Raw genomic sequence first — 24,548 nt, 5'->3', positions numbered from 1 at the left:
CCACCAGCTTCAGTCCAGGAGATTCCGCAACCGTGGCTTCCACGAACGACCTCAAGAACGGCCTGGTGCTCAAGCTCGACGGAGGCCAGCTCTGGTCCGTCGTCGAGTTCCAGCACGTCAAGCCCGGCAAGGGCCCGGCCTTCGTGCGCACCAAGCTCAAGAACGTGCTGTCCGGCAAGGTCGTCGACAAGACGTTCAACGCCGGCGTGAAGGTCGAAACGGCCACCATTGACCGTCGCGACATGCAGTTCTCGTACATGGACGGCGAGTACTTCGTCTTCATGGACATGGACACCTACGACCAGCTGATGGTCGACCGCAAGTCCGTCGGCGACGCCGCCAACTTCCTGATCGAGGGCTTCACCGCCTCCGTCGCCCAGCACGAGGGCGAGGTGCTCTACGTCGAGCTGCCGGCCGCCGTCGAGCTGACCATCCAGCACACGGACCCGGGCGTCCAGGGCGACCGGTCCACCGGTGGCACCAAGCCCGCCACGCTGGAGACCGGCTACGAGATCGGTGTCCCCCTCTTCATCACCACCGGTGAGAAGATCAAGGTCGACACCCGCTCGGGCGATTACCTCGGCCGGGTGAACAGCTAACCGTGGCTGCCCGGAACACGGCCCGCAAGCGAGCCTTCCAGATCCTCTTCGAGGCCGACCAGCGCGGTGAGTCCGTGCAGACGGTCCTCGCGGACTGGGTCCGGCACTCGCGGTCCGACACCCGCCAGCCGCCGGTCACCGAGTACACGATGGAACTCGTCGAGGGGTACGCGCAGTACGCGGACCGGATCGACGACCTCATCGTCACCTACGCCGTGGACTGGGAGATCGACCGCATGCCGGTCGTCGACCGGAACATCCTGCGGCTCGGTGCGTACGAGCTGATCTGGGTGGACGCGACACCCGACGCGGTGGTGATCGACGAGGCGGTGCAGATCGCCAAGGAGTTCTCCACCGACGACTCCCCGTCCTTCGTGAACGGCCTGCTGGCCCGTTTCAAGGACCTCAAGCCGAACCTCCGCCGGGAGCAGTAGCCCCGACGGTGTTCTGCCGCCGAAGGGCCCACGGTCACCCGACCGTGGGCCCTTCGGCATGTCCGGGGGCCGCCGCGGAGTGAGGGCCGCCCGGAAAACGGAAACGCCGGGTCCGGCAGGGCGCCCGGAAAGGGCCCCGCCGACCCGGCGGTACGTTTCTGCTGGGGTGGTCAGCCCTCGTCGTGAGCGACCGCGCGGCGCGCGTCGGCGTCCAGGACGCCCCAGCTGATCAGCTGCTCCGTGAGTACGGACGGCGACTGGTCGTAGATCACGGCCAGCGTGCGCAGGTCGTCCTGGCGGATCGACAGCACCTTGCCGTTGTAGTCGCCGCGCTGGCTCTGGATCGTCGCCGCGTAGCGCTGCAGGGGTCCGGCCTTCTCCGGCGGGACGTGGGCGAGGCGCTCGAGCTGGAGTACGAGCTTCGGCGGCGGCTCGGCAGCCCCGCCGGGCGTCGTGCCGGGCAGGAGCTCCTGCACGGGAACGCCGTAGAAGTCCGCCAGCTCGGCAAGGCGCTGCACGGTCACGGCACGGTCTCCGCGCTCGTACGAGCCGACCACGACGGCCTTCCAGCGGCCCTGTGACTTCTCCTCCACGCCGTGGAGGGAGAGGCCCTGCTGGGTGCGGATGGCGCGGAGCTTGGCCCCGAGCTGTTTTGCGTATTCGCTGGACATAAGGCTCCCCGGACGCTGGAACATTGTGCGGCTCCGCCGCGTGGCTGGTAACTCACTGTGAGGTTACGCAGCGTTACTTGGGTGCGTCAAGCTGAATGGTCCGGACCGGCACCTCCCGGGGGTGGGGCCAGGGCCCTGCTCAGGCCCTGGTAACGTGGATGACGCAAATTCGACGTCCTTTAAGATCCGTCCGGTGAGGCGGAGAAGGAGGTCCGTTTCTTATGGACGCACAGCACGACGCCACCGGCAATGCGGCACGCCCCGTTCTCGAGGCTCCCGACATCGCCCGAGTACTGACCCGCATCGCCCACGAGATCGTCGAACGCGCCAAGGGCGCCGACGACGTGGTGCTCCTCGGCATCCCGACCCGGGGCGTCTTTCTCGCCCGCCGGCTCGCCGACAAGCTCGAAGAGATCACCGGCCGGAACATGCCGGTCGGATCGCTCGACATCACCATGTACCGCGACGACCTGCGGCTGCGCCCCGCGCGCGCCCTGGCCCGCACCGAGATCCCCGGCGAGGGCATCGAGGGCCGCCTGGTCGTCCTCGTCGACGACGTCCTCTTCTCCGGCCGCACGATCCGCGCCGCACTCGACGCGCTCGGCGACATCGGCCGGCCCCGCGCGGTGCAGCTCGCGGTCCTCGTCGACCGAGGACACCGCGAACTCCCGATCCGTGCCGACTACGTCGGCAAGAACCTCCCCACGTCGCTGCGGGAGACGGTCAAGGTCCAGCTCGCCGAGGAGGACGGCCGCGACGCCGTGCTGCTCGGGGTCGAGCAGGCCGCCCCGGCGGTCGAGCGCTAGCTGTTCTCCGTACGGCCCACCTGCCGTACGGCGGCTTCCGCACGCCCCCACGCCTGAATCCTCCAGCCACCCGGAGAACACCCAGATGAAGCGCCACCTCATCTCGGCCGCCGACCTCACCCGCGACGACGCCGTCCTGATCCTCGACACCGCCGAGGAGATGGCCAGGGTCGCGGACCGGCCGATCAAGAAGCTTCCGACCCTGCGCGGCCGTACCGTCGTCAACCTCTTCTTCGAGGACTCGACGCGTACGCGCATCTCCTTCGAGGCCGCCGCCAAGCGGCTGTCCGCCGACGTCATCAACTTCTCCGCCAAGGGCTCCTCGGTCTCCAAGGGCGAGTCCCTCAAGGACACCGCCCTCACCCTGGAGGCGATGGGCGCCGACGCCGTGGTCATCCGGCACGGCGCCTCAGGAGCCCCGTACCGCCTGGCCACCTCCGGCTGGATCGACGGCGCGGTCGTCAACGCCGGCGACGGCACGCACGAGCACCCCACCCAGGCCCTCCTGGACGCCTTCACCATGCGCCGCAGGCTGGTCGGGGCCGACACCGGACTCGGCAAGGACCTCGACGGCCGCCGGATCACGATCGTCGGCGACATCCTGCACAGCCGCGTCGCCCGCTCCAACGTCCACCTGCTCACCACCCTCGGCGCCCACGTCACCCTGGTGGCCCCGCCCACCCTGGTCCCCGTCGGGGTCGAGCAGTGGCCCTGCGACGTCAGCTACAGCCTCGACGAGGTGCTGCCCGAGTCGGACGCTGTGATGATGCTTCGTGTGCAGCGTGAGCGGATGAACGCCGCGTACTTCCCGACCGAGCGCGAGTACTCCCGCCGCTACGGCCTGGACGGCGAGCGGATGGCGAGGATGCCCGAGCACGCCATCGTCATGCACCCCGGCCCGATGGTCCGCGGCATGGAGATCACCGCCGAGGTCGCCGACTCCGACCGGTGCACGGTCGTCGAGCAGGTCGCCAACGGCGTCTCGATCCGCATGGCCGTGCTCTACCTGCTGCTCGGCGGTTCCGAGCCCGCCGCACCTGCCGCCCCCGCCGCCCGTACCGAGGAGAACAAGTAACCATGAGCAAGATCCTTATTCGCGGCGCGAAGGTCCTCGGCGGCGAGCCCACGGACGTCCTCATCGACGGCGAGACCATCGCGGCGGTCGGCACCGGCCTCGACGCCTCCGACGCCACCGTGATCGAGGCGGCGGGCCAGATCCTGCTGCCCGGCCTGGTCGACCTCCACACCCACCTCCGCGAGCCCGGCCGGGAGGACTCCGAGACCGTCCTGACCGGCACCAAGGCCGCCGCGGTCGGCGGCTTCACCGCGGTCCACGCCATGGCCAACACCTTCCCGGTCGCCGACACCGCCGGAGTCGTCGAGCAGGTCTGGCGGCTCGGCAAGGAGTCCGGCTACTGCGACGTGCAGCCCATCGGCGCCGTCACCGTCGGCCTGGAGGGCAAGCAGCTCGCCGAACTCGGCGCGATGCACGATTCGGCCGCCGGAGTGAAGGTCTTCTCCGACGACGGCAAGTGCGTCGACGACGCGGTGATCATGCGCCGCGCCCTGGAGTACGTGAAGGCGTTCGACGGAGTCGTCGCCCAGCACGCCCAGGAGCCCCGCCTCACCGAGGGCGCCCAGATGAACGAGGGCATCGTCTCGGCCGAGCTCGGCCTCGGAGGCTGGCCCGCCGTAGCCGAGGAGTCGATCATCGCCCGCGACGTGCTGCTCGCCGCACACGTCGACTCCCGGGTGCACATCTGCCACCTGTCGACCGCCGGCTCCGTAGAGATCGTCCGCTGGGCCAAGTCCAAGGGCTGGAACGTCACCGCCGAGGTCACCCCGCACCACCTGCTCCTCACCGACGAGCTCGTACGGTCCTACAACCCGGTCTACAAGGTGAACCCGCCGCTGCGCACCGAGGCCGACGTCATGGCCCTGCGCGAGGCCCTCGCCGACGGCACGATCGACTGCGTCGCCACGGACCACGCCCCGCACCCGCACGAGGACAAGGACTGCGAGTGGGCCGCGGCCGCCATGGGCATGGTGGGCCTGGAGACCGCGCTCTCCGTGGTCCAGCAGACGATGGTGGACACCGGACTCATCGACTGGGCCGGCGTCGCCGACCGCATGTCGTTCCGTCCCGCGGCCATCGGCCGCCTCGACGGACACGGCCGGCCCGTCTCGGAGGGCGAGCCCGCCAACCTCACTCTGGTCGATCCGGCATACCGTGGAGTCGTGGACCCCGCGGGATTCGCCTCCCGCAGCCGCAACACCCCCTACGAGGGACGCGAGCTGCCGGGCCGAGTGACCCACACCTTCCTGCGGGGCCGTGCCACGGTCGTCGACGGGAAGCTCGCGTGACAACACTCAGCCTCAACCACCAGCTGTACCGACTGGCCGCCGAGCAGAAGTCGGCGGAGGTCACCGACTGGTCCGCCCGCATCAGCTGGGTGATCGGACTGATCGTCCTCATCGCCTTCGTCTACTGGCTGATGCGCCAGGGATGGAAGTGGCGAGGCAGCCTCCAGTCCGGTCTCTCCGACCTCGCGACCACCCCGGAGGGCTTCTCGGACGCCGGGAAGCTGCTCACACTGACCGGGCGCTACCACGCCTCGACGACGGCCGGACAGTGGCTCGACCGCATCGTCGCCCACGGCCTCGGCACCCGCAGCCGCGTCGAGCTCACCCTCACCGAGCAGGGCCTCGACGTCGTACGGCCGGGCGCGACGGACTTCTTCGTCCTCGCCGCCGACCTGCGCGAAGCCCGGACCGACAAGGCACTCGCGGGCAAGGTCCTGCCGGAGGGCGGCCTGCTCGTCATCACCTGGGCCCTCGGCGACCAGCTGATCGACTCCGGCTTCCGCTCCGACCACTCGGCCGAGCACGCCGCCTGGGTCGAAGCCGTCAACGGCCTCACCAGTACTCATCTCACCAGCACTACGGAAGGCACCGCACGATGACGATCTCCACCCGGGGAGCGGCCAAAGCTCCCGCCGTACTCGTCCTGGAGGACGGCCGCGCCTTCCGCGGCCGCGCCTACGGGGCTGTGGGGGAGACCTTCGGCGAAGCGGTCTTCTCCACCGGTATGACCGGCTACCAGGAAACGCTGACCGACCCCTCGTACCACCGCCAGGTCGTCGTGATGACCTCCCCGCACGTCGGAAACACCGGTGTGAACGACGAGGACCCCGAGTCCAAGCGGATCTGGGTCGCCGGCTACGTCGTACGCGACCCCGCACGGGTGCCCTCCAACTGGCGCTCCCGCCGCTCCCTGGACGAGGAGCTCGCGAGCCAGGGCGTCGTCGGCATCAGCGGCATCGACACCCGCGCCCTCACCCGCCACCTGCGCGAGCGCGGCGCGATGCGCGTCGGCATCTTCTCCGGCGACGCCCTCGCCGACGAGCGCACGCTGCTCGCCCGGGTACTCGAGGCCCCCGAGATGAAGGGCGCCGACCTCTCCGCCGAGGTCGCCACCAAGGAGACCTACGTCGTCCCCGCGATCGGCACCAAGAAGTTCACCGTCGCCGCGATCGACCTCGGCATCAAGGGCATGACCCCGCACCGGCTGGCCGAGCGCGGCATCGAGGTGCACGTCCTGCCCGCCACCGCCACCCTGGACGAGGTGTACGCCGTGCGGCCCGACGGCGTCTTCTTCTCCAACGGCCCCGGCGACCCGTCCACCGCCGACCACCCGGTCTCCGTCATGCGGGGCGTCCTGGAGCGGCAGACCCCGCTCTTCGGCATCTGCTTCGGCAACCAGATCCTGGGCCGCGCGCTCGGCTTCGGCACGTACAAGCTGAAGTACGGCCACCGCGGCATCAACCAGCCCGTGCAGGACCGCTCGACCGGCAAGGTCGAGGTCACCGCGCACAACCACGGCTTCGCCGTCGACGCCCCGCTGGACAAGGTCTCCGACACCGCCTACGGGCGCGCCGAGGTCTCCCACGTCTGCCTGAACGACCAGGTCGTCGAGGGCCTCCAGCTCCTCGACCGGCCGGCCTTCAGCGTCCAGTACCACCCCGAAGCAGCCGCCGGCCCGCACGACGCCGCGTACCTCTTCGACCGCTTCGTTTCCCTGATGGAGGGCCAGCGTGCCTAAGCGCTCCGATATCCAGTCCGTCCTGGTCATCGGCTCCGGTCCGATCGTCATCGGTCAGGCCGCCGAGTTCGACTACTCCGGCACCCAGGCCTGCCGCGTACTCAAGGCCGAGGGCCTGCGCGTCATCCTGGTGAACTCCAACCCGGCCACGATCATGACCGACCCGGAGATCGCCGACGCCACGTACGTCGAACCGATCACCCCCGAGTTCGTCGAGAAGATCATCGCCAAGGAGCGCCCCGACGCGTTGCTCCCGACCCTGGGCGGCCAGACCGCGCTCAACACCGCGATCTCCATGCACGAGAACGGTGTCCTGGAGAAGTACGGCGTCGAGCTCATCGGCGCCAACGTCGAGGCCATCAACAAGGGCGAGGACCGCGAGCTCTTCAAGGGCGTCGTCGAGGCCGTCAAGGCGAAGATCGGCTACGGCGAGTCCGCACGCTCGGTCATCTGCCACTCCATGGACGACATCATGAAGGGCGTCGACACCCTCGGCGGCTACCCCGTCGTCGTCCGCCCCTCCTTCACCATGGGCGGCGCCGGCTCCGGCTTCGCCCACGACGAGGAGGAGCTGCGCCGCATCGCCGGACAGGGCCTCACGCTCTCCCCGACCACCGAGGTGCTCCTGGAGGAGTCCATCCTCGGCTGGAAGGAGTACGAGCTGGAGCTGATGCGCGACAAGAACGACAACGTCGTGGTCGTCTGCTCCATCGAGAACTTCGACCCGATGGGCGTCCACACGGGTGACTCCATCACCGTCGCCCCGTCGATGACGCTCACCGACCGCGAGTACCAGCGGCTGCGTGACATCGGCATCGCGATCATCCGCGAGGTCGGCGTCGACACCGGCGGATGCAACATCCAGTTCGCCATCGACCCGGCCGACGGCCGGGTCATCGTGATCGAGATGAACCCCCGCGTCTCCCGCTCCTCGGCGCTCGCCTCCAAGGCCACCGGCTTCCCGATCGCCAAGATCGCCGCCAAGCTGGCCGTCGGCTACACGCTCGACGAGATCCCCAACGACATCACCGAGAAGACGCCGGCCTCCTTCGAGCCGACCCTCGACTACGTCGTGGTCAAGGCCCCGCGCTTCGCCTTCGAGAAGTTCCCCTCCGCCGACTCCACCCTCACCACCACCATGAAGTCGGTGGGCGAGGCCATGGCGATCGGCCGGAACTTCGCCGAGGCCCTGCAGAAGGCGCTGCGCTCCCTGGAGAAGAAGGGCTCGCAGTTCGCCTTCACCGGCGAGCCCGGCGACAAGGCCGAACTGCTGGCCGAGGCGGTCCGCCCGACCGACGGACGGATCAACACCGTCATGCAGGCGATCCGGGCCGGCGCCACCCAGGAAGAGGTCTTCGACGCGACGAAGATCGACCCCTGGTTCGTCGACCAGCTCTTCCTGATCAAGGAGATCGCCGACGAGCTGGCCGCCGCCGACAAGCTCGTCCCCGAACTGCTGGCCGAGGCCAAGCGGCACGGCTTCTCGGACGTCCAGATCGCCGAGATCCGCGGCCTGCGCGAGGACGTCGTCCGCGAGGTGCGCCACGCGCTCGGCATCCGCCCGGTCTACAAGACGGTCGACACCTGCGCCGCCGAGTTCGCCGCGAAGACGCCGTACTTCTACTCCTCCTACGACGAGGAGAACGAGGTCGCGTCCCGCACCAAGCCCGCGGTGATCATCCTCGGCTCCGGCCCCAACCGCATCGGCCAGGGCATCGAGTTCGACTACTCCTGCGTCCACGCCTCCTTCGCGCTGAGCGACGCGGGCTACGAGACCGTGATGGTCAACTGCAACCCGGAGACGGTCTCCACCGACTACGACACCTCCGACCGCCTGTACTTCGAGCCGCTGACGCTCGAGGACGTGCTGGAGATCGTGCACGCGGAGTCCCTCGCCGGCCCGATCGCCGGTGTCATCGTCCAGCTCGGTGGCCAGACCCCGCTCGGCCTCGCGCAGGCACTGAAGGACAACGGCGTGCCGGTCGTCGGCACATCCCCGGAGGCGATCCACGCCGCCGAGGACCGCGGCGCCTTCGGCCGCGTCCTGGCCGAGGCCGGTCTGCCCGCCCCGAAGCACGGCACCGCCACCACCTTCGCCGAGGCCAAGGCCATCGCCGACGAGATCGGCTACCCCGTCCTCGTACGCCCGTCGTACGTGCTCGGCGGCCGCGGCATGGAGATCGTGTACGACGAGACCCGGCTCTCCTCGTACATCGCCGAGTCCACCGAGATCAGCCCCACCCGCCCGGTCCTGGTCGACCGCTTCCTCGACGACGCCATCGAGATCGACGTCGACGCCCTCTACGACGGCACCGAGCTCTACCTCGGCGGCGTCATGGAGCACATCGAGGAGGCCGGCATCCACTCCGGCGACTCCGCCTGCGCCCTGCCCCCGATCACGCTCGGCGGCTACGACATCAAGCGGCTGCGCGCCTCCACCGAAGCCATCGCCAAGGGCGTCGGCGTCCGCGGACTGATCAACATCCAGTTCGCGCTCTCCGGCGACATCCTCTACGTCCTCGAAGCGAACCCGCGCGCCTCGCGCACCGTCCCCTTCACCTCGAAGGCGACCGCGGTGCCGCTCGCGAAGGCCGCCGCCCGCATCTCGCTGGGCGCGACCGTCGCGGAGCTGCGCGCGGAGGGCCTGCTGCCGAAGAACGGCGACGGCGGCACCCTCCCGCTGGACGCGCCGATCTCCGTCAAGGAGGCCGTCATGCCGTGGTCGCGCTTCCGCGACATCCAGGGCCGCGGCGTCGACACGGTCCTCGGCCCGGAGATGCGCTCCACCGGTGAGGTGATGGGCATCGACTCCGTCTTCGGCACGGCGTACGCCAAGTCGCAGGCAGGCGCCTACGGCCCGCTGCCCACCAAGGGCCGCGCCTTCATCTCCGTCGCCAACCGCGACAAGCGCACGATGATCTTCCCGGCCCGCGAGCTGGTCGCCCACGGCTTCGAGCTCATGGCGACCTCCGGCACGGCCGAGGTGCTCAAGCGCAACGGGATCAACGCCACGGTGGTGCGCAAGCTGTCCGAGGGCGAGGGCCCGAACGGCGAGAAGACGATCGTCCAGCTGATCCACGACGGCGAGGTCGACCTCATCGTCAACACGCCGTACGGAACCGGTGGCCGGCTCGACGGCTACGAGATCCGCACCGCGGCCGTCGCCCGGTCCGTGCCGTGCCTCACCACGGTCCAGGCGCTCGCCGCGGCCGTCCAGGGCATCGACGCACTCAACCACGGTGACGTCGGCGTACGTTCCCTCCAGGAACACGCGGAGCATCTGACCGCAGCGCGCGAATAGCAGCCCAGAGGGGGACACCGGAAACGGTGTCCCCCTCTTCGCGAGAACACCGATGCGCGACACCGACGCTCCGCGAGAACACCGAGGACGCCCCCGATGTACAAGTTCTTCTTCCAGCTCGTCTTCAAACGGATGGACCCCGAGCAGGCCCACCACCTGGCCTTCCGCTGGATCCGCCTGGCCGCCCGCACCCCCGTCCTGCGCACCTTCGTCGCCGCCGCGCTGGCGCCCCGCCACAAGGCGCTGCGCACCGAGGCCTTCGGCCTGCGGATGCACGGCCCCTTCGGCCTCGCCGCCGGCTTCGACAAGAACGCGATCGCGATCGACGGCATGGCGATGCTCGGCTTCGACCACGTCGAGATCGGCACCGTCACCGGCGAACCGCAGCCCGGAAACCCCAGGAAGCGGCTCTTCCGCCTCGTCGCGGACCGCGCGCTGATCAACCGCATGGGCTTCAACAACGAGGGCTCCGCCGCCGTCGCCGAGCGCCTGGCCGCCCGCAACCCGGTCATCCGGACCACCGTCGGCGTCAACATCGGCAAGACGAAGGTTGTCCCGGAAGCCGACGCCGCCGCCGACTACGTGAAGTCCACCGAGCGCCTCGCCGCGCACGCCGACTACCTCGTCGTCAACGTCTCCTCGCCCAACACCCCCGGACTGCGCAACCTCCAGGCCACCGAGTCGCTGCGCCCGCTGCTGACCGCGGTGCGCGAGGCGGCCGACCGGACCGTCACCGCCCGCCGGGTTCCGCTGCTCGTCAAGATCGCCCCCGACCTCGCGGACGAGGACGTCGACGCCGTCGCCGACCTCGCCGTCGAACTGGGTCTGGACGGCATCATCGCCACCAACACCACCATCGCCCGCGAGGGCCTCGGACTGAAGTCCCCGGCCTCCCTGGTCAAGGAGACCGGCGGACTGTCCGGCGCGCCCCTCAAGGAACGCTCCCTGGAGGTCCTGGGGCGCCTGTACGCGCGCGTCGGGACCCGGATCACCCTGGTCGGCGTCGGCGGCGTCGAGAACGCCGAGGACGCCTGGCAGCGCATCCTCGCCGGCGCCACGCTCGTCCAGGGCTACAGCGCCTTCATCTACGAGGGCCCGTTCTACGCCCGCGCGATCCACAAGGGCCTGGCCGCGCGCCTGGCCGCCTCCCCGTATGCCACCCTCGCCGACGCGGTCGGCGCGGAAACCAGGAAGGCCGCGAAATGACGCAGGAACCCTTCGGCACACGACTGCGCCACGCCATGGACACCCGTGGACCGCTCTGCGTCGGCATCGACCCGCACGCGTCCCTGCTGAGCTCCTGGGGGCTCGGCGACGACGTCGCGGGCCTGGAGCGCTTCACCCGTACGGTCGTCGAGGCGCTGGCCGACCGGGTCGCCGTGCTCAAGCCGCAGTCCGCGTTCTTCGAGCGGTTCGGCTCGCGCGGCGTCGCCGTCCTGGAGAAGGCCGTCGAGGAGGCCAGGGCAGCCGGCGCGCTGGTCCTCATGGACGCCAAGCGCGGCGACATCGGCTCCACCATGGGCGCCTACGCCGCGACCTACCTGGACAAGGACTCGCCGCTGTACTCCGACGCGGTGACCGTCTCGCCGTACCTCGGCTTCGGCTCGCTGCGGCCCGCGCTCGACGCGGCCGCCGTCTCCGGCTCGGGCGTCTTCGTGCTGGCCCTCACCTCCAACCCGGAGGGCGCCGAGGTGCAGCGCGCCACCGCGGCCGACGGCCGCCCGCTGGCCCAGGTGATGCTCGACCACATGGCCGCCGAGAACAGGGGCGTCACCCCGCTCGGGTCGGTCGGCGCGGTGGTCGGCGCGACGCTCGGGGACGCCCGGGCGGACCTCGCGATCAACGGCCCGCTGCTCGCGCCCGGCATCGGCGCCCAGGGCGCCACGCCCGCGGATCTGCCGGGTGTCTTCGGTGACGCGGTCGGCAACGTGGTGCCCAGCGTGAGCCGGGGCGTGCTGCGCCACGGTCCGGACGCGTCAGGGCTGCGCGAAGCCGCCGAACGGTTCGCGGACGAGGTCCGCGCGGCCGTCTCGGACGGCTGACACTGTCACGTAACAGGCTGTTGACGGAATCCTGACCAAAAATCTCGGTACTTATGCCAGGAATGTCCTGGTCGGCTCAGGCTGACCAGGACTTTTCGTCTGTTCTCGCTGACTCCAGCGGTCCTGGCCGCTAGTCTCCGTCGAGAGCCAACGAGCACAGGTTGTTCGCGGCTCACCAGGTGAGGGGCGATCCAGTCGCCTCACCGGTCCGTATCCGACAGATCGACATCCGAGGTGACGTAGGCGTGGCTCTTCCGCCCCTTACCCCTGAACAGCGCGCAGCCGCGCTCGAAAAGGCCGCCGCGGCTCGCCGGGAGCGGGCCGAGGTCAAGAATCGACTCAAGCACTCCGGCGCCTCCCTCCACGAGGTCATCAAGTCGGGCCAGGAGAACGACGTCATCGGCAAGATGAAGGTCTCCGCCCTGCTGGAGTCCCTGCCCGGCGTGGGCAAGGTCCGCGCCAAGCAGATCATGGAGCGGCTCGGCATCTCCGAGAGCCGCCGGGTCCGGGGTCTCGGCTCCAACCAGATCGCATCCCTGGAGCGTGAGTTCGGCGGCAGCGCCGCCTGACGGTCTCAGGCACTCCTGAGAACCGGGATAATCGCTCCATGGTTGCAACATCCCGGGGGACGTCCCCCGTACCCCCGGAAGCCCGTCCGCGGCTGACCGTGCTCTCCGGCCCCTCGGGGGTCGGCAAGAGCACGGTCGTCGCGCATATGCGCAAAGTCCATCCCGAGGTGTGGCTCTCGGTGTCGGCGACGACCCGGAAGCCGCGCCCCGGCGAACGCAACGGAGTCCACTACTTCTTCGTGGACAACGAGGAGTTCGACAAGCTCATCGCCAACGGCGAGCTGCTGGAGTGGGCCGAGTTCGCCGGTAACCGCTACGGCACGCCTCGCCGTGCCGTGCAGGAGCGGCTGGAGGCCGGTGAGCCGGTGCTGCTGGAGATCGATCTCCAGGGCGCCCGGCTGGTCCGGCAGTCCATGGCGGACGCCCAGCTGGTCTTCCTCGCGCCGCCGAGCTGGGACGAACTGGTGCGCCGGCTCACCGGCCGGGGCACCGAGGCGCCCGAGGTCATCGAGCGCCGTCTCGGTGCGGCGAAGGTCGAACTGGCCGCCGAAGCCGAGTTCGATACGACGCTCGTCAACACCTCCGTCGAGGATGTGGCTCGTGAGCTGCTAGCCTTGATGCTGGAGGCTTCCGGCCACCGTGCCGGCGGCGAATGAGCACCATGAACGCAGCGACACGGGGGCACCGGCCACAAAGCCCCTGACTGTCAAAGATTTCTTTGATCTTCACCCCCTTCGGAAGGCAGAGAGTGTCCTCTTCCATCACCACGCCCGAGGGCATCATCAACCCGCCGATTGATGAGCTCCTCGAAGCAACCGACTCGAAGTACAGCCTCGTGATCTACGCCGCCAAGCGCGCGCGCCAGATCAACGCGTACTACTCGCAGCTCGGTGAGGGACTCCTCGAGTACGTCGGACCGCTCGTCGACACCCACGTCCACGAGAAGCCGCTCTCGATCGCGCTCCGCGAGATCAACGCGGGCCTGCTCACCTCCGAGGCCATCGAGGGCCCCGCGCAGTAGCAGGAGAACGCACCTTCACCACAGGCCCGGCGGTCACGACCGCCGGGCCTGTGGTGTGTCCCGGGGTGACGGACACGCGCCGACCGCGGTGAGGCAGCATGGGGGATGTACGGAGCGCGTACGTATCCGAGTGCGGGGAGACGCAGTGGACAAGCCGAAGGTCGTCCTGGGAGTCAGCGGGGGCATCGCGGCGTACAAGGCGTGCGAGCTGCTGCGCCGGCTGACCGAGTCCGGACATGACGTACGGGTCGTCCCGACCGAGTCGTCGCTCCACTTCGTGGGCGCCGCCACCTGGTCGGCGCTCTCCGGCCACCCGGTCTCCACCGAGGTCTGGGACGACGTCCACGAAGTTCCGCACGTGAGGATCGGGCAGCACGCCGATCTCGTCGTCGTCGCCCCCGCCACCGCCGACATGCTCGCCAAGGCGGCCCACGGCCTGGCCGACGACCTGCTCACCAACACCCTGCTCACCGCCCGCTGTCCGGTCGTCTTCGCGCCCGCCATGCACACCGAGATGTGGGAGCACCCGGCCACCCAGGAGAACGTCGCCACCCTGCGCCGCCGGGGCGCCGTCGTCATCGAGCCCGCCGTCGGGCGCCTCACGGGCGTCGACACCGGCAAGGGCAGGCTGCCCGACCCGGCGGAGATCTTCGAGGTCTGCCGCCGCGTCCTGGCCCGCGGCCCCGTCGCCCCCGACCTCACCGGCCGGCACGTGGTGATCAGCGCGGGCGGCACCCGTGAGCCCCTCGACCCCGTCCGCTACCTCGGCAACCGCTCCTCCGGCAAGCAGGGCTACGCGCTCGCCCGCACCGCCGTCGCCCGCGGCGCCCGGGTCACGCTCGTCGAAGCCAACACCGGACTCCCCGATCCGTCCGGCGCCGACATCGTCCGCGTGGGCACCGCGGTGCAGCTGCGCGAGGCCGTACTGAAGGCGGCGGCGGACGCCGACGTCGTGGTGATGGCGGCGGCGGTCGCCGACTTCCGCCCGGCCGAGTACGTGACGGGGAAGATCAAGAAGAAGGACGGCCAGGAGCCCGCGCCCCTCGTCCTCGTACGCAATCCCGACATCCTCGCCGAGGTGGCGGCCGACCGCGCCGCGCCCGGACAGATCGTCGTCGGATTCGCCGCCGAGACCGACAACGTCCTGGCCAACGGAAGGGAGAAGCTCCGCCGCAAGGGCTGCGACCTCCTGGTGGTCAACGAGGTGGGGGAGCGCAAGACCTTCGGTTCGGAGGAGAACGAGGCGGTCGTGCTCGCGGCCGACGGAAGCGAGACCCCGGTGCCCCACGGGCCCAAGGAAGCTCTCGCCGACACCGTCTGGGATCTCGTGTCGGCGCGTCTCGGGTGAATTTCTCGTGTCGTCGCCCGATGCCACGACCCCTTGCGGCACCGGGCGTGACGGGCACGCAGCCGGGCCTGCGGGGCCTCCGGGTGGCGGTGCCGCATGTCACAGATCTCCCAAAGGGCGAGACACGTGGTCCGGTAAGCGGAGCCGACCGATAAACTGGCCCAGGTTCGTACCGGGCGCAGCTCCCGGGCCGTCCGCCAAATGATCAGCCAGCAGCCGCTGCAACCCCAGGGAGCGATGTGTCCCGCCGTCTCTTCACCTCGGAGTCCGTCACCGAGGGTCACCCCGACAAGATCGCTGACCAGATCAGCGACACCATTCTCGATGCACTCCTGCGCGAGGACCCGACGTCGCGTGTCGCCGTCGAGACCTTGATCACCACAGGTCTGGTGCATGTTGCGGGTGAGGTCACGACCAAGGCCTACGCCCCGATCGCACAGTTGGTGCGCGACAAGATCCTGGAGATCGGCTACGACTCCTCGAAGAAGGGCTTCGACGGCGCCTCGTGCGGCGTCTCGGTGTCCATCGGCGCGCAGTCGCCCGACATCGCGCAGGGCGTCGACACCGCGTACGAGAAGCGTGTCGAAGGCGACGAGGACGAACTCGACAAGCAGGGCGCCGGCGACCAGGGCCTGATGTTCGGTTACGCCTGCGACGAGACGCCCGAGCTGATGCCGCTGCCGATCCATGTCGCGCACCGGCTGTCGCGCCGCCTGTCCGAGGTCCGCAAGAACGGGACCATCCCGTACCTGCGCCCCGACGGCAAGACGCAGGTCACCATCGAGTACGACGGCGACAAGGCCGTCCGCCTCGACACGGTCGTCGTCTCCTCGCAGCACGCGAGCGACATCGACCTCGACTCGCTGCTCGCTCCCGACATCCGCGAGTTCGTCGTCGAGCACGTCCTGAACCAGCTGATCGAGGACGGCATCAAGCTCGACACCGACGGCTACCGCCTGCTCGTCAACCCGACCGGTCGTTTCGAGATCGGCGGCCCGATGGGCGACGCCGGGCTGACCGGCCGCAAGATCATCATCGACACCTACGGCGGCATGGCCCGTCACGGTGGCGGCGCCTTCTCGGGCAAGGACCCGTCGAAGGTGGACCGCTCGGCCGCGTACGCGATGCGCTGGGTCGCCAAGAACGTCGTCGCGGCCGGCCTCGCGGCCCGTTGCGAGGTGCAGGTCGCGTACGCGATCGGCAAGGCGGAGCCGGTCGGCCTCTTCGTCGAGACCTTCGGCACCGCGGCGATCGAGACCGAGAAGATCGAGCACGCCATCGGCGAGGTCTTCGACCTCCGCCCGGCCGCGATCATCCGCGACCTCGACCTGCTGCGTCCGATCTACGCCCAGACCGCCGCGTACGGCCACTTCGGCCGTGAACTCCCCGACTTCACGTGGGAGCGCACCGACCGCGTGGACGCGCTGCGCAAGGCCGCGGGCCTGTAGGGCGTGTTTCGAAAGTAGCGCCGGCCGCTCCTGAAGGGCCGTCGCGCGTACGCCGGAGCCCGGATGCCGTCACGGTGTCCGGGCTCCGGCGCGTCCGTCTCTTCCCGGGGTGGCCGCGGATGACCGGCGGCCCCGGCTGTCAGTGCTGTCTGGTAGGAATTTGGCTGTGAGCAGCGACGACGAGCGGTCCGAGGAGCCCGGTGCCGGGGCACCGGAGCAGCTTGCGCTGATCCGGGAGACCGTGCGCCGGGCCGACGTGCCGCGCGCCAAACCGCGGACCTGGCGAGGGGCGGCGCTCGCCAAGGAGCTCCCCGTCGCCCGTGTGCTCGTCAACAAGGGGGCCCTCCACCTCGACCAGTACTTCGACTACGCCGTGCCCGAGGAGCTCGACGCCGAGGCGCAGCCCGGTGTGCGCGTGCGGGTGCGCTTCGGCGCCGGGGGACGCAACGTCCGGGGCGGGCGCCGCGAGGGCGGCGGGCTCATCGACGGATTCCTGATCGAGCGGCTGGCCGAGTCCGACTACAGCGGGGCGCTGGCCGCGCTGGCCTCCGTCGTCTCACCCGAACGCGTCCTGGGCCCGGAGCTGCTCTCCCTCGCACGGGCCGTCGCCGACCGGTACGCGGGCAGTCTCGCGGACGTCCTCCAACTGGCGGTGCCACCGAGGAACGCCCGGGCCGAGGCCAAGCCGTCGCCCGCGCCGCTGCCGCCGCCCCCACCCCCGGAGCCCGGCACCTGGCAGCGGTACGCGCAGGGCCCCGCCTTCCTGTCCGCGCTGGCCGACGGGGGAGCGCCCAGGGCCGTGTGGACCGCTCTGCCGGGACCGCACTGGCCCCAGGAGATCGCCGCCGCCGTCGCCGCGACCCTCGCCTCGGGGCGCGGCGCGCTGGTCGTCGTCCCCGACGGGCGGACGGCCGGACGCGTCGACGCGGCCCTGACCGGACTGCTCGGCGAGGGCCGCCACGCGACGCTGACGGCCGGTTCGGGGCCCGAGAAGCGCTACCGGGAGTGGCTCGCCGTGAGCCGCGGATCCGTCCGGGCGGTCGTCGGGACCCGGGCCGCGATGTTCGCGCCCGTCGCCGATCTCGGCCTGGTCGCGATCTGGGACGACGGGGACTCCAGCCACAGCGATGACAACGCCCCCTTCCCCCACGTCCGCGAGGTCCTGGAGCTGCGGTCCGCGCACGGCCGGTGCGCCTTTCTGCTCGGCGGCACGAGCTGCACCGTGGAGGCCGCGCAACTCGTCGAGAGCGGCTGGGCGCTGCCGCTGCGTGCCGACCGGGAGCAGCTGCGGATCGCCGCGCCCCTGGTCCGTACCGTCGGAGACGGCGAGCTGGCGCGGGACGGCGCCGCCCGGCAGGCCCGGCTGCCCAGCCTCGCCTGGCAGACCGTGCGCGACGGACTGCGCACCGGACCGGTGCTGGTCCAGGTGCCGCGCCGCGGCTACGCCCCCCGGCTGGCCTGCGAGCGCTGCCGGGAGCCCGCGCGGTGCCGGCACTGTGCCGGGCCGCTGGAGGCGCCCGACCAGCAGGACCTGAACTGCGCCTGGTGCGGGCGGGCCGAGACCTCCTGGCACTGCGTCGCCTGCGGCGGCCGTCGGCTACGGGCGCAGATCGTCGGCGCGCGGCGGACCGCGGAGGAGCTGGGCCGCGCCTTTCCCGCCGTGCCGGTACGCACCTCGGGCCGCGACCACATCCTGGACTCGGTGCCCGACCAGCCCGCGCTGGTGGTCAGCACCCCGGGCGCCGAGCCGGTCGCCGAGGGCGGGTACGCGGCGGCGCTGCTGCTGGACGGCTGGGCGATGGTCGGCCGCCCCGACCTGCGAGCCGGTGAGGAGGCGCTGCGCCGCTGGACGTCGGCCGCCGCGCTGGTACGGGGGCAGCCGGAGGGCGGCACGGTGGTGATCGTCGCCGAGCCCACGCTGCGGCCCGTGCAGGCCCTGGTGCGCTGGGATCCGGTCGGCCACGCCCGGCGCGAACTCGCGGACCGGGCGGAGCTGGGCTTTCCGCCGGTGTCCCGGATGGCGTCCGTGACGGGGACGGCCGAGGCGCTCGCCGCGTTCCTCGCCGCCGCGGAGCTGCCGCCGGACGCCCAGGTGCTCGGCCCCGTGCCGGTCCCGGGCGGCGAGCCCGGACGGCCCCGCCGGGCCTCCGACGCGCCCGCCGGGCAGACCTGGGAGCGGGCCCTGATCCGGGTGCCGCCGGGCAGCGGGGCGGCGCTGGCGGCCGCGCTGAAGGGGGCACAGGCGGCGCGGATGTCCCGCGGCGGCGGGGGTGGCGCCTCGGGCGCGGTACGGATTCGGGTGGACCCGCCGGACATCGGGTGACGGGTGGTTGCCCCGGTCCGGGGCCGGGGTTCCGTCCTCAATCGCCGGACGGGCTTGGTGTGGGTCCCCCGAGGGGTCGCTTCTGTCCGGTGGGTGGGGGTCCGGGGTCCCTCCGGGGCGTCTCCTCAGACGACGAACGTTCCGCCGGTACGTAGCCGACCCGGGTATCTGTTCGTCGTCCTGCGGGGACTCCCCTGCACGCCCCCGAACCCGCCCGCCGTGAGTCTGCACCAATCGTCCCACCGGCGTGCAGACGCAGGAGCGACCGGGTGGGGGCGTGCAGGGCAGTCCCCGCAGAAAATGGCGTACGACCCGGGTACCTGCTCGTCGTCGGGCGCACACGCCATTTTTGAGGAGTCTGCCCGGAGGGGCCCCACCCCCACCCGCCGGGCAGAAGCGCCCCCGCACCCCGCGGAGCACCCGCACAAAACCAGCCCGTCCGGCGCTTGAGGACGGAACCCCGCACCCCGGGGACCGGCTACCGCACCCGCCAACCCGGAAGGGTCAGCCGTTGCGGGGACCCGGGAAGGCGCCCGGGCGCAGGTCCTCGCGCAGCGGCGGGCGCTCCGTCGACTGCTGCGACGGCTGCGGCGGCATCGAGCGCGCGGCCGGGACGGTGGGCAGCGCGGGAGTGGGGGACCCGGGCACCACCGGCAGCGGACGCTGCGCCACAACCTCGCCCGCGCCCTCGGCCGTCACCGGCTGGGGAGCGACGCGCCGTGCGCCGTAACGGCGGTGGACCGCCTGTTTGGTCACTCCGAGCGCGGAACCCACCGCGTCCCAGGAGAAGCCCAGCGAACGGTCGAAGTCCACCGCCGCCGTGACCAGGGTCTCGACGCTGTCCCGCAGTTCCTGGGCCAGCCTGACGGTGGGGGCCGGGGCCCTGCCGTAGACGACGAAGCCCGCGGAGGGGCCGGAGCGGCGCGGACGGTAGACATTGCCCAGCTGGGCGGTGAGTGTGCGCAGTGCGTCCACCTGCCGCCGAACCCGCTCGATGTCCCGCACCAGAAGATGCAGGCTGGCCCGCGCTTGGGCGTCGTGGGTTGCGTGGTCGGCCATGAAGAAGCCTCTCGAACCGGCGTTGAAAGGGATCGGGCCGCACCAGGGCGGCTCGCTTCGGTCAATCTCTCTTGACCAACGCCTCACCGGGGGATCTGGTCACGCTCCGGGGGCGCATATGCATCTGCGAGGGGCGCGTAACCGTGCGTACGCCCCCCAGCGCCGTGCCGCCGTCCGGGCCCATAGACTTGTGCGTTGCTCGTCACCGTAACGTTTCGGCCTGAGAGGCAGTCAGCCACCCATGAAGCTCGTCTTCGCAGGCACCCCCGAGGTAGCCGTACCCGCACTGGACGCCCTGATCGCCTCCGGCCGCCATGACGTGGCCGCCGTGGTGACCAGGCCCGACGCACCGGCGGGGCGTGGCCGGCGGCTGGTGGCCAGTCCCGTCGCCCAGCGGGCCGAGGAAGCCGGCATCGAGGTGCTCAAGCCGGCCAGGCCGCGGGACGAGGACTTCCTCGCCCGGCTCCGGGAGATCGCGCCGGACTGCTGCCCCGTCGTCGCCTACGGGGCGCTGCTGCCCAGGACCGCACTCGACGTGCCCGCCCGCGGCTGGGTCAATCTCCACTTCTCGCTGCTGCCCGCCTGGCGCGGCGCCGCACCCGTCCAGCACTCCGTCATGGCGGGCGACGAGGTGACGGGAGCCTCCACTTTCCTCATCGAGGAGGGACTCGACTCGGGACCGGTCTACGGCGTCCTCACCGAGGAGGTGCGGCCCACCGACACCAGCGGTGATCTGCTGACCCGGCTGGCCTTCGCCGGTGCCGGGCTGCTCGCCGCGACGATGGACGGCATCGAGGACGGCACCCTGCACGCCGTGCCGCAGCCCACCGAGGGGATCACCCTGGCACCGAAGATCACCGTCGAGGACGCCCAGGTGCGGTGGTCGGCCCCCGCCCTGCGCGTCGACCGGGTGGTCCGGGGCTGCACCCCGGCCCCCGGCGCGTGGACCGTCTTCCGCGGCGAGCGCCTCAAGCTGATCCAGGCCGTTCCCGTCGTGGACCGGACGGATCTGGCGCCCGGCGAACTGTCCGCGGGCAAGAACAACGTGTACGTCGGCACCGGATCGCACGCGATCGAGCTGCTCTGGGTCCAGCCGCAGGGCAAGAAGCCCATGCGTGCGGCTGACTGGGCGCGCGGGGTGCGCATCGTCCCCGGCGAGCTCGTGGGCGGCTGACGGTCCGCGCGGACCGGCGGACCGGCGGGCCGGGCCGGGGACGTAGGCTGGGACGGTTAGCCCCCTCACCATCAGCGGAGCACCTTTCACGTGAACGACCAGCCGCGTCGCCGTCCCGCCAAGCCGCACCGCCGCCCGCAGAAGGACCCGGTGCGCTTCCTCGCCTTCGAGGCCCTCAGGGCCGTCGACGAACGCGACGCGTACGCCAACCTCGTCCTCCCCCCGCTGCTGAAGAAGGCCAGGGCCAAGGGCGACTTCGACAACCGGGACGCGGCGCTGGCGACCGAGCTGGTCTACGGGACGCTGCGCCGCCAGGGCACGTATGACGCGATCGTCGCCGCCTGCATCGACCGGCCGCTGCGCGAGGTCGACCCGCCCGTCCTGGACGTCCTGAACATGGGCGTCCACCAGCTGCTCGGCACCCGCATCCCGACGCACGCGGCGGTCTCCGCGAGCGTGGAGCTGGCCCGGGTGGTGCTCGGCGAGGGGCGCGCCAAGTTCGTCAACGCCGTCCTGCGCAAGGTGTCCGCGGACGACCTCGACGGCTGGGTGGAGCGGGTCGCCCCCTCCTACGAGGACGACGCCGAGGACCACCTCGCGATCGTGCACTCGCATCCGCGTTGGGTCGTCTCGGCGCTCTGGGACTCGCTGGGTGGCGGCCGCGCGGGCATCGAGGACCTGCTCGAGGCCGACAACGAGCGGCCCGAGGTCACCCTGGTCGCCCGCCCCGGACGCTCCACCACCGAGGAGCTCCTCGACGCCCTCGGCGAGGAGAGCGGCCTGCCGGGCCGCTGGTCCCCCTACGCCGTGCGGATGGCCGAGGGCGGCGAGCCCGGCGCCCTGACCGCCGTGCAGGAGGGCCGGGCCGGCGTCCAGGACGAGGGCAGTCAGCTCGTCGCCGCCGCCCTCGCCAACGCCCCGCTGGAGGGCAGCGACACCCGCTGGCTCGACGGCTGCGCCGGTCCCGGCGGCAAGGCCGCACTGCTGGCGGCCCTCGCCGCCGGCCGGGGCGCCGCGCTGCTGGCCGCCGAGAAGCAGCCCCATCGGGCCCGCCTCGTCGAGCGCTCACTGGCCGGCAACCCGGGCCCGTACCAGGTGATCACCGCCGACGGCACCCGCCCGCCGTGGCTGCCCGACACCTTCGACCGGATCCTGATGGACGTCCCGTGCACGGGCCTCGGAGCGCTGCGCCGCCGGCCGGAGGCGCGCTGGCGCCGCCGCAAGGAGGACCTGGAGAGCTTCGCGCCCCTCCAGCGAGGACTGCTCCGCGAGGCGCTGAAGGCGGTGCGGATCGGCGGCATCGTCGGATACGCGACGTGCTCGCCGCACCTCGCGGAGACCCGGGTGGTCGTCGAGGACGTACTCAAGGGCCGCGGCGGCGCGCCCGTCGAGGCCGAGTGGGTGGACGCCCGCCCGCTGATGCCCGGGGTGCCCGCGCTGGGCGACGGACCCGACGTCCAGCTCTGGCCGCATCTGCACGGGACGGACGCGATGTACCTGGCCCTGCTCCGGCGTACCGGCTGATCACCCCGGATGCCCCTCGGCAGGAGCGAAAAGGCCTGGAATGCGCGAACTGTAATGATCCCGTGAGGCTTTGGAGCGCACCGAAGCGGGGAACTGCCGCAGAACATGGCAGGCTTGGCCCCATGGCCCAGATCAACCCCAGCATTCTGTCCGCCGACTTCGCACGTCTCGCCGAGGAGGCGCAGGCAGTCGAAGGCGCCGACTGGCTCCATGTGGATGTCATGGACAATCACTTCGTGCCCAATCTGACGCTCGGCGTCCCGATCGTGGAAGCGCTCAGCAGGGCCACCAGCACGCCGCTGGACTGCCATCTGATGATCGAGGACGCGGACCGCTGGGCCCCGCAGTACGTCGAGGCGGGAGCGGGGTCCGTCACCTTCCACGCGGAGGCCGCGGCCGCCCCCGTCAGGCTCGCGCGGGAGATCCGGGCCAAGGGCGCCCGCGCGTCCATGGCGCTCAGGCCGGCGACGCCCATCGAGCCGTACGAGGATCTGCTCCCCGAGCTCGACATGCTGCTGATCATGACGGTGGAGCCCGGCTTCGGGGGCCAGGCCTTCCTCGACATCATGCTGCCGAAGATCCGCCGCACCCGTGAACTGATCTCCAAGCACGGCCTCGAACTGTGGCTCCAGGTCGACGGCGGCGTCTCCGAGTCCACGATCGAACGGTGCGCGGAGGCGGGCGCGGACGTCTTCGTCGCGGGTTCCGCCGTGTACGGCGCCAAGGACCCGGCTGATGCGGTCCGGGCCCTGCGCGCCAAGGCCGAGGGGGCCATCGCCTCGGCGCAGTGGGCGTGCGGCCACTGACGCCGATGACGGCGCGGGCACCCGCTCCGGCCCCTGATCGCAGGTCGGCCGGGCCAAGAGCAGATGAACGCGGTCCGACGGGACCGATCAAGGATCGCCGTATCTGACAGGATGAACGGCGTATCGAGAGCGTGAACAGCAGTGAGGAGAACGCGGTGTCTGCAATGTCGGCGGGCCGGTCCGCCCTGCGGATGGGGCCCGCGGAGCTGGTGCAGGCGGCGGCCATGGCCCGCCGCTTCTACCTCGAGGGCAAATCCAAGATCCAGATCGCCGAGGAGTTCGGCGTCAGCCGCTTCAAGGTGGCCCGGGTCCTGGAGACGGCTCTGGAACGTGACCTCGTACGGATCGAGATCAGGGTCCCCGCGGAGCTGGACGCCGAGCGCTCCGACGCGCTCCGCGCCCGCTACGGGCTGCGCCACGCGGTCGTGGTCGAATCCCCGGCGGAGGAGCAGGACGACGCCGCCGACCCGGAGAACCTGGGCGAGGTCGCGGCCGACCTGCTCGGCGAACTGGTGAACGAGGGCGATGTGCTCGGGCTCGCCTGGGGACGGTCCACCATCCACATGGCGGCGGCCCTCGACCGGCTTCCTCCCTGCACGGTCGTGCAGCTCACCGGGGTGTACGACGCGGGAACGGCCGAACGCGGTTCGGTCGAGGCCGTGCGGCGTGCCGCACAGGTGTCCGGCGGCGAGGCCCACCCGATCTACGCGCCGATGCTGCTCCCCGATCCGGCGACGGCCGCCGCGCTGCGTCACCAGACGGGCATCGCGCGCGCCTTCGAGTACTTCGACAAGGTGACGGTCGCGGCCGTCTCCATCGGTTCGTGGGAGCCCGGGATCTCCACCGTGCACGACATGCTCTCCGACGCGGAGCGCGAGCACTACGCCTCACTGGGCGTGGCCGCCGAGATGTCGGCCCATCTCTTCGACTCGGACGGACGGCGGGTCGGCCGCGACCTCGGCGAGCGCTGCATCACGGTCGAGGCGGACCGGCTGCGCCGGATCCCCGAGGTGGTGGCGATCGCCGGCGGTCAGCGCAAGGCGGCGGCGATCGGAGCGGTGCTGCGGTCCGGCCTCGTGACCAGCCTGGTGACAGACACCGCGGCGGCCGACTTCCTGCTGACGGACTCGGCGGCCCCGCGCCGGCCGGCACTGGAGCGGGCCGACCCGGACGGGGACTGAGCCGGACGGGAGGGGGGGGGGGGGGGGGCCCCCCCCCCCCCCCCCCCCCCCCCCCCCCCCCGGCCCGGGCCCGGGCCCCGCCCCCCCCCCCCCCCGGCCCCGCCGGGGGGGGGGGGGCCCGGTGGAGGGGCCCCGGGGCG

22 protein-coding genes are annotated in these 24,548 nt (G+C 71.4%); 20 read left to right on the top strand and 2 right to left on the bottom strand.

Annotated features, from left to right (window positions below):
* The first annotated feature begins 32 nt into the window (after nt 1–32).
* Together efp and nusB are read left to right on the top strand one after the other, a co-directional pair.
* A complete protein-coding gene (gene efp / locus ACFYPA_RS30700; RefSeq protein ID WP_014157376.1) occupies nt 33–599 on the top strand; it encodes an elongation factor P in 567 nt (188 codons plus the stop codon).
* A 2-nt stretch (nt 600–601) separates the two neighbouring features.
* Complete coding sequence (gene nusB, locus ACFYPA_RS30695; protein WP_024490948.1) at nt 602–1,033, top strand: transcription antitermination factor NusB; 432 nt, start codon at nt 602–604, stop codon at nt 1,031–1,033.
* Between the two features lie 170 nt (nt 1,034–1,203).
* Here nusB and bldD read toward each other — a convergent pair whose 3' ends face one another.
* Nucleotides 1,204–1,704: a transcriptional regulator BldD gene (gene bldD / locus ACFYPA_RS30690; RefSeq protein WP_018103903.1), complete on the bottom strand. Its 501-nt coding sequence runs from the start codon at nt 1,702–1,704 to the stop codon at nt 1,204–1,206.
* Between the two features lie 221 nt (nt 1,705–1,925).
* On the opposite strand from bldD, the gene pyrR reads away from it, so the two are divergent.
* From pyrR to ACFYPA_RS30620, 14 genes are all read left to right on the top strand, one after another.
* The gene (gene pyrR / locus ACFYPA_RS30685) at nt 1,926–2,510 is read left to right on the top strand and encodes a bifunctional pyr operon transcriptional regulator/uracil phosphoribosyltransferase PyrR (RefSeq protein WP_359086574.1); all 585 of its coding nucleotides are present in this window, start codon (nt 1,926–1,928) and stop codon (nt 2,508–2,510) included.
* Between the two features lie 85 nt (nt 2,511–2,595).
* On the top strand, nt 2,596–3,585 hold the full coding sequence (locus ACFYPA_RS30680) for an aspartate carbamoyltransferase catalytic subunit (RefSeq protein WP_359086573.1): 990 nt from the start codon (nt 2,596–2,598) through the stop codon (nt 3,583–3,585).
* Between the two features lie 2 nt (nt 3,586–3,587).
* Nucleotides 3,588–4,874 (top strand): dihydroorotase, encoded by a 1,287-nt coding sequence (locus tag ACFYPA_RS30675; protein ID WP_359086572.1) that lies wholly within the window; start codon nt 3,588–3,590, stop codon nt 4,872–4,874.
* A complete protein-coding gene (locus tag ACFYPA_RS30670) occupies nt 4,871–5,473 on the top strand; it encodes a hypothetical protein (RefSeq protein WP_389135577.1) in 603 nt (200 codons plus the stop codon). Before ACFYPA_RS30675 ends, ACFYPA_RS30670 begins: the two co-directional genes overlap by 4 nt.
* Complete coding sequence (carA, locus tag ACFYPA_RS30665; protein WP_389135574.1) at nt 5,470–6,612, top strand: glutamine-hydrolyzing carbamoyl-phosphate synthase small subunit; 1,143 nt, start codon at nt 5,470–5,472, stop codon at nt 6,610–6,612. The genes ACFYPA_RS30670 and carA overlap by 4 nt, the downstream gene beginning before the upstream one ends.
* On the top strand, nt 6,605–9,913 hold the full coding sequence (carB, locus tag ACFYPA_RS30660) for a carbamoyl-phosphate synthase large subunit (protein WP_389135572.1): 3,309 nt from the start codon (nt 6,605–6,607) through the stop codon (nt 9,911–9,913). The genes carA and carB overlap by 8 nt, the downstream gene beginning before the upstream one ends.
* Before the next feature lie 96 nt (nt 9,914–10,009).
* Entirely contained in the window at nt 10,010–11,119 is a 1,110-nt protein-coding gene (locus ACFYPA_RS30655; RefSeq protein ID WP_389135569.1) for a quinone-dependent dihydroorotate dehydrogenase, read from the top strand.
* Nucleotides 11,116–11,955: an orotidine-5'-phosphate decarboxylase gene (gene pyrF, locus ACFYPA_RS30650; protein WP_359086562.1), complete on the top strand. Its 840-nt coding sequence runs from the start codon at nt 11,116–11,118 to the stop codon at nt 11,953–11,955. The genes ACFYPA_RS30655 and pyrF overlap by 4 nt, the downstream gene beginning before the upstream one ends.
* Nucleotides 11,956–12,200: 245 nt before the next feature.
* Nucleotides 12,201–12,524 carry an integration host factor gene (locus ACFYPA_RS30645; RefSeq protein WP_018524251.1) on the top strand — a complete coding sequence of 108 codons (324 nt, stop codon included), beginning with the start codon at nt 12,201–12,203 and terminating at the stop codon, nt 12,522–12,524.
* A 38-nt stretch (nt 12,525–12,562) separates the two neighbouring features.
* Nucleotides 12,563–13,180 carry a guanylate kinase gene (gene gmk / locus ACFYPA_RS30640; protein WP_359355146.1) on the top strand — a complete coding sequence of 206 codons (618 nt, stop codon included), beginning with the start codon at nt 12,563–12,565 and terminating at the stop codon, nt 13,178–13,180.
* A gap of 92 nt (nt 13,181–13,272) precedes the next feature.
* Complete coding sequence (gene rpoZ / locus ACFYPA_RS30635) at nt 13,273–13,545, top strand: DNA-directed RNA polymerase subunit omega (protein ID WP_003970369.1); 273 nt, start codon at nt 13,273–13,275, stop codon at nt 13,543–13,545.
* A 145-nt stretch (nt 13,546–13,690) separates the two neighbouring features.
* Nucleotides 13,691–14,893, top strand: a complete 1,203-nt coding sequence (gene coaBC, locus ACFYPA_RS30630; protein ID WP_359086560.1) for a bifunctional phosphopantothenoylcysteine decarboxylase/phosphopantothenate--cysteine ligase CoaBC — start codon at nt 13,691–13,693, stop codon at nt 14,891–14,893.
* 239 nt (nt 14,894–15,132) lie between these two features.
* Entirely contained in the window at nt 15,133–16,341 is a 1,209-nt protein-coding gene (metK, locus tag ACFYPA_RS30625; RefSeq protein WP_359086559.1) for a methionine adenosyltransferase, read from the top strand.
* Between the two features lie 166 nt (nt 16,342–16,507).
* Nucleotides 16,508–18,664, top strand: a complete 2,157-nt coding sequence (locus ACFYPA_RS30620; RefSeq protein ID WP_359319511.1) for a primosomal protein N' — start codon at nt 16,508–16,510, stop codon at nt 18,662–18,664.
* 504 nt (nt 18,665–19,168) lie between these two features.
* On the opposite strand, the gene ACFYPA_RS30615 is transcribed toward ACFYPA_RS30620, so the two are convergent.
* The gene (locus tag ACFYPA_RS30615) at nt 19,169–19,723 is read right to left on the bottom strand and encodes a hypothetical protein (RefSeq protein ID WP_359087027.1); all 555 of its coding nucleotides are present in this window, start codon (nt 19,721–19,723) and stop codon (nt 19,169–19,171) included.
* A 241-nt stretch (nt 19,724–19,964) separates the two neighbouring features.
* Between ACFYPA_RS30615 and fmt the strand changes: the two genes are divergently transcribed.
* The 4 genes from fmt (at nt 19,965) to ACFYPA_RS30595 (ending at nt 24,408) form a co-directional block, all read left to right on the top strand.
* Entirely contained in the window at nt 19,965–20,897 is a 933-nt protein-coding gene (gene fmt / locus ACFYPA_RS30610; protein WP_359087029.1) for a methionyl-tRNA formyltransferase, read from the top strand.
* 90 nt (nt 20,898–20,987) lie between these two features.
* Complete coding sequence (locus ACFYPA_RS30605) at nt 20,988–22,421, top strand: transcription antitermination factor NusB (RefSeq protein ID WP_359087030.1); 1,434 nt, start codon at nt 20,988–20,990, stop codon at nt 22,419–22,421.
* A gap of 122 nt (nt 22,422–22,543) precedes the next feature.
* The gene (gene rpe / locus ACFYPA_RS30600; protein ID WP_359087031.1) at nt 22,544–23,227 is read left to right on the top strand and encodes a ribulose-phosphate 3-epimerase; all 684 of its coding nucleotides are present in this window, start codon (nt 22,544–22,546) and stop codon (nt 23,225–23,227) included.
* Nucleotides 23,228–23,391: 164 nt separating this feature from the next.
* The gene (locus ACFYPA_RS30595) at nt 23,392–24,408 is read left to right on the top strand and encodes a sugar-binding domain-containing protein (protein WP_359087049.1); all 1,017 of its coding nucleotides are present in this window, start codon (nt 23,392–23,394) and stop codon (nt 24,406–24,408) included.
* The last annotated feature ends 140 nt before the right edge of the window (nt 24,409–24,548 follow it).

The sequence above is a fragment of the Streptomyces sp. NPDC005775 genome, from assembly GCF_042871565.1.
In the GTDB taxonomy this organism is placed as follows: domain Bacteria; phylum Actinomycetota; class Actinomycetes; order Streptomycetales; family Streptomycetaceae; genus Streptomyces.
This window is presented reverse-complemented; position numbering and strand designations above follow the sequence as displayed.

Bases quoted from the DNA above. Each gene is read 5' to 3' on its own strand.
- bldD (WP_018103903.1), bottom strand. From the start codon at position 1,704: ATGTCCAGCGAATACGCAAAACAGCTCGGGGCCAAGCTCCGCGCCATC.
- pyrR (WP_359086574.1), top strand. From the start codon at position 1,926: ATGGACGCACAGCACGACGCCACCGGCAATGCGGCACGCCCCGTTCTC.
- ACFYPA_RS30680 (WP_359086573.1), top strand. From the start codon at position 2,596: ATGAAGCGCCACCTCATCTCGGCCGCCGACCTCACCCGCGACGACGCC.
- ACFYPA_RS30675 (WP_359086572.1), top strand. From the start codon at position 3,588: ATGAGCAAGATCCTTATTCGCGGCGCGAAGGTCCTCGGCGGCGAGCCC.
- carA (WP_389135574.1), top strand. From the start codon at position 5,470: ATGACGATCTCCACCCGGGGAGCGGCCAAAGCTCCCGCCGTACTCGTC.
- ACFYPA_RS30655 (WP_389135569.1), top strand. From the start codon at position 10,010: ATGTACAAGTTCTTCTTCCAGCTCGTCTTCAAACGGATGGACCCCGAG.
- pyrF (WP_359086562.1), top strand. From the start codon at position 11,116: ATGACGCAGGAACCCTTCGGCACACGACTGCGCCACGCCATGGACACC.
- gmk (WP_359355146.1), top strand. From the start codon at position 12,563: ATGGTTGCAACATCCCGGGGGACGTCCCCCGTACCCCCGGAAGCCCGT.
- ACFYPA_RS30615 (WP_359087027.1), bottom strand. From the start codon at position 19,723: ATGGCCGACCACGCAACCCACGACGCCCAAGCGCGGGCCAGCCTGCAT.
- fmt (WP_359087029.1), top strand. From the start codon at position 19,965: ATGAAGCTCGTCTTCGCAGGCACCCCCGAGGTAGCCGTACCCGCACTG.
- rpe (WP_359087031.1), top strand. From the start codon at position 22,544: ATGGCCCAGATCAACCCCAGCATTCTGTCCGCCGACTTCGCACGTCTC.
- ACFYPA_RS30595 (WP_359087049.1), top strand. From the start codon at position 23,392: ATGTCGGCGGGCCGGTCCGCCCTGCGGATGGGGCCCGCGGAGCTGGTG.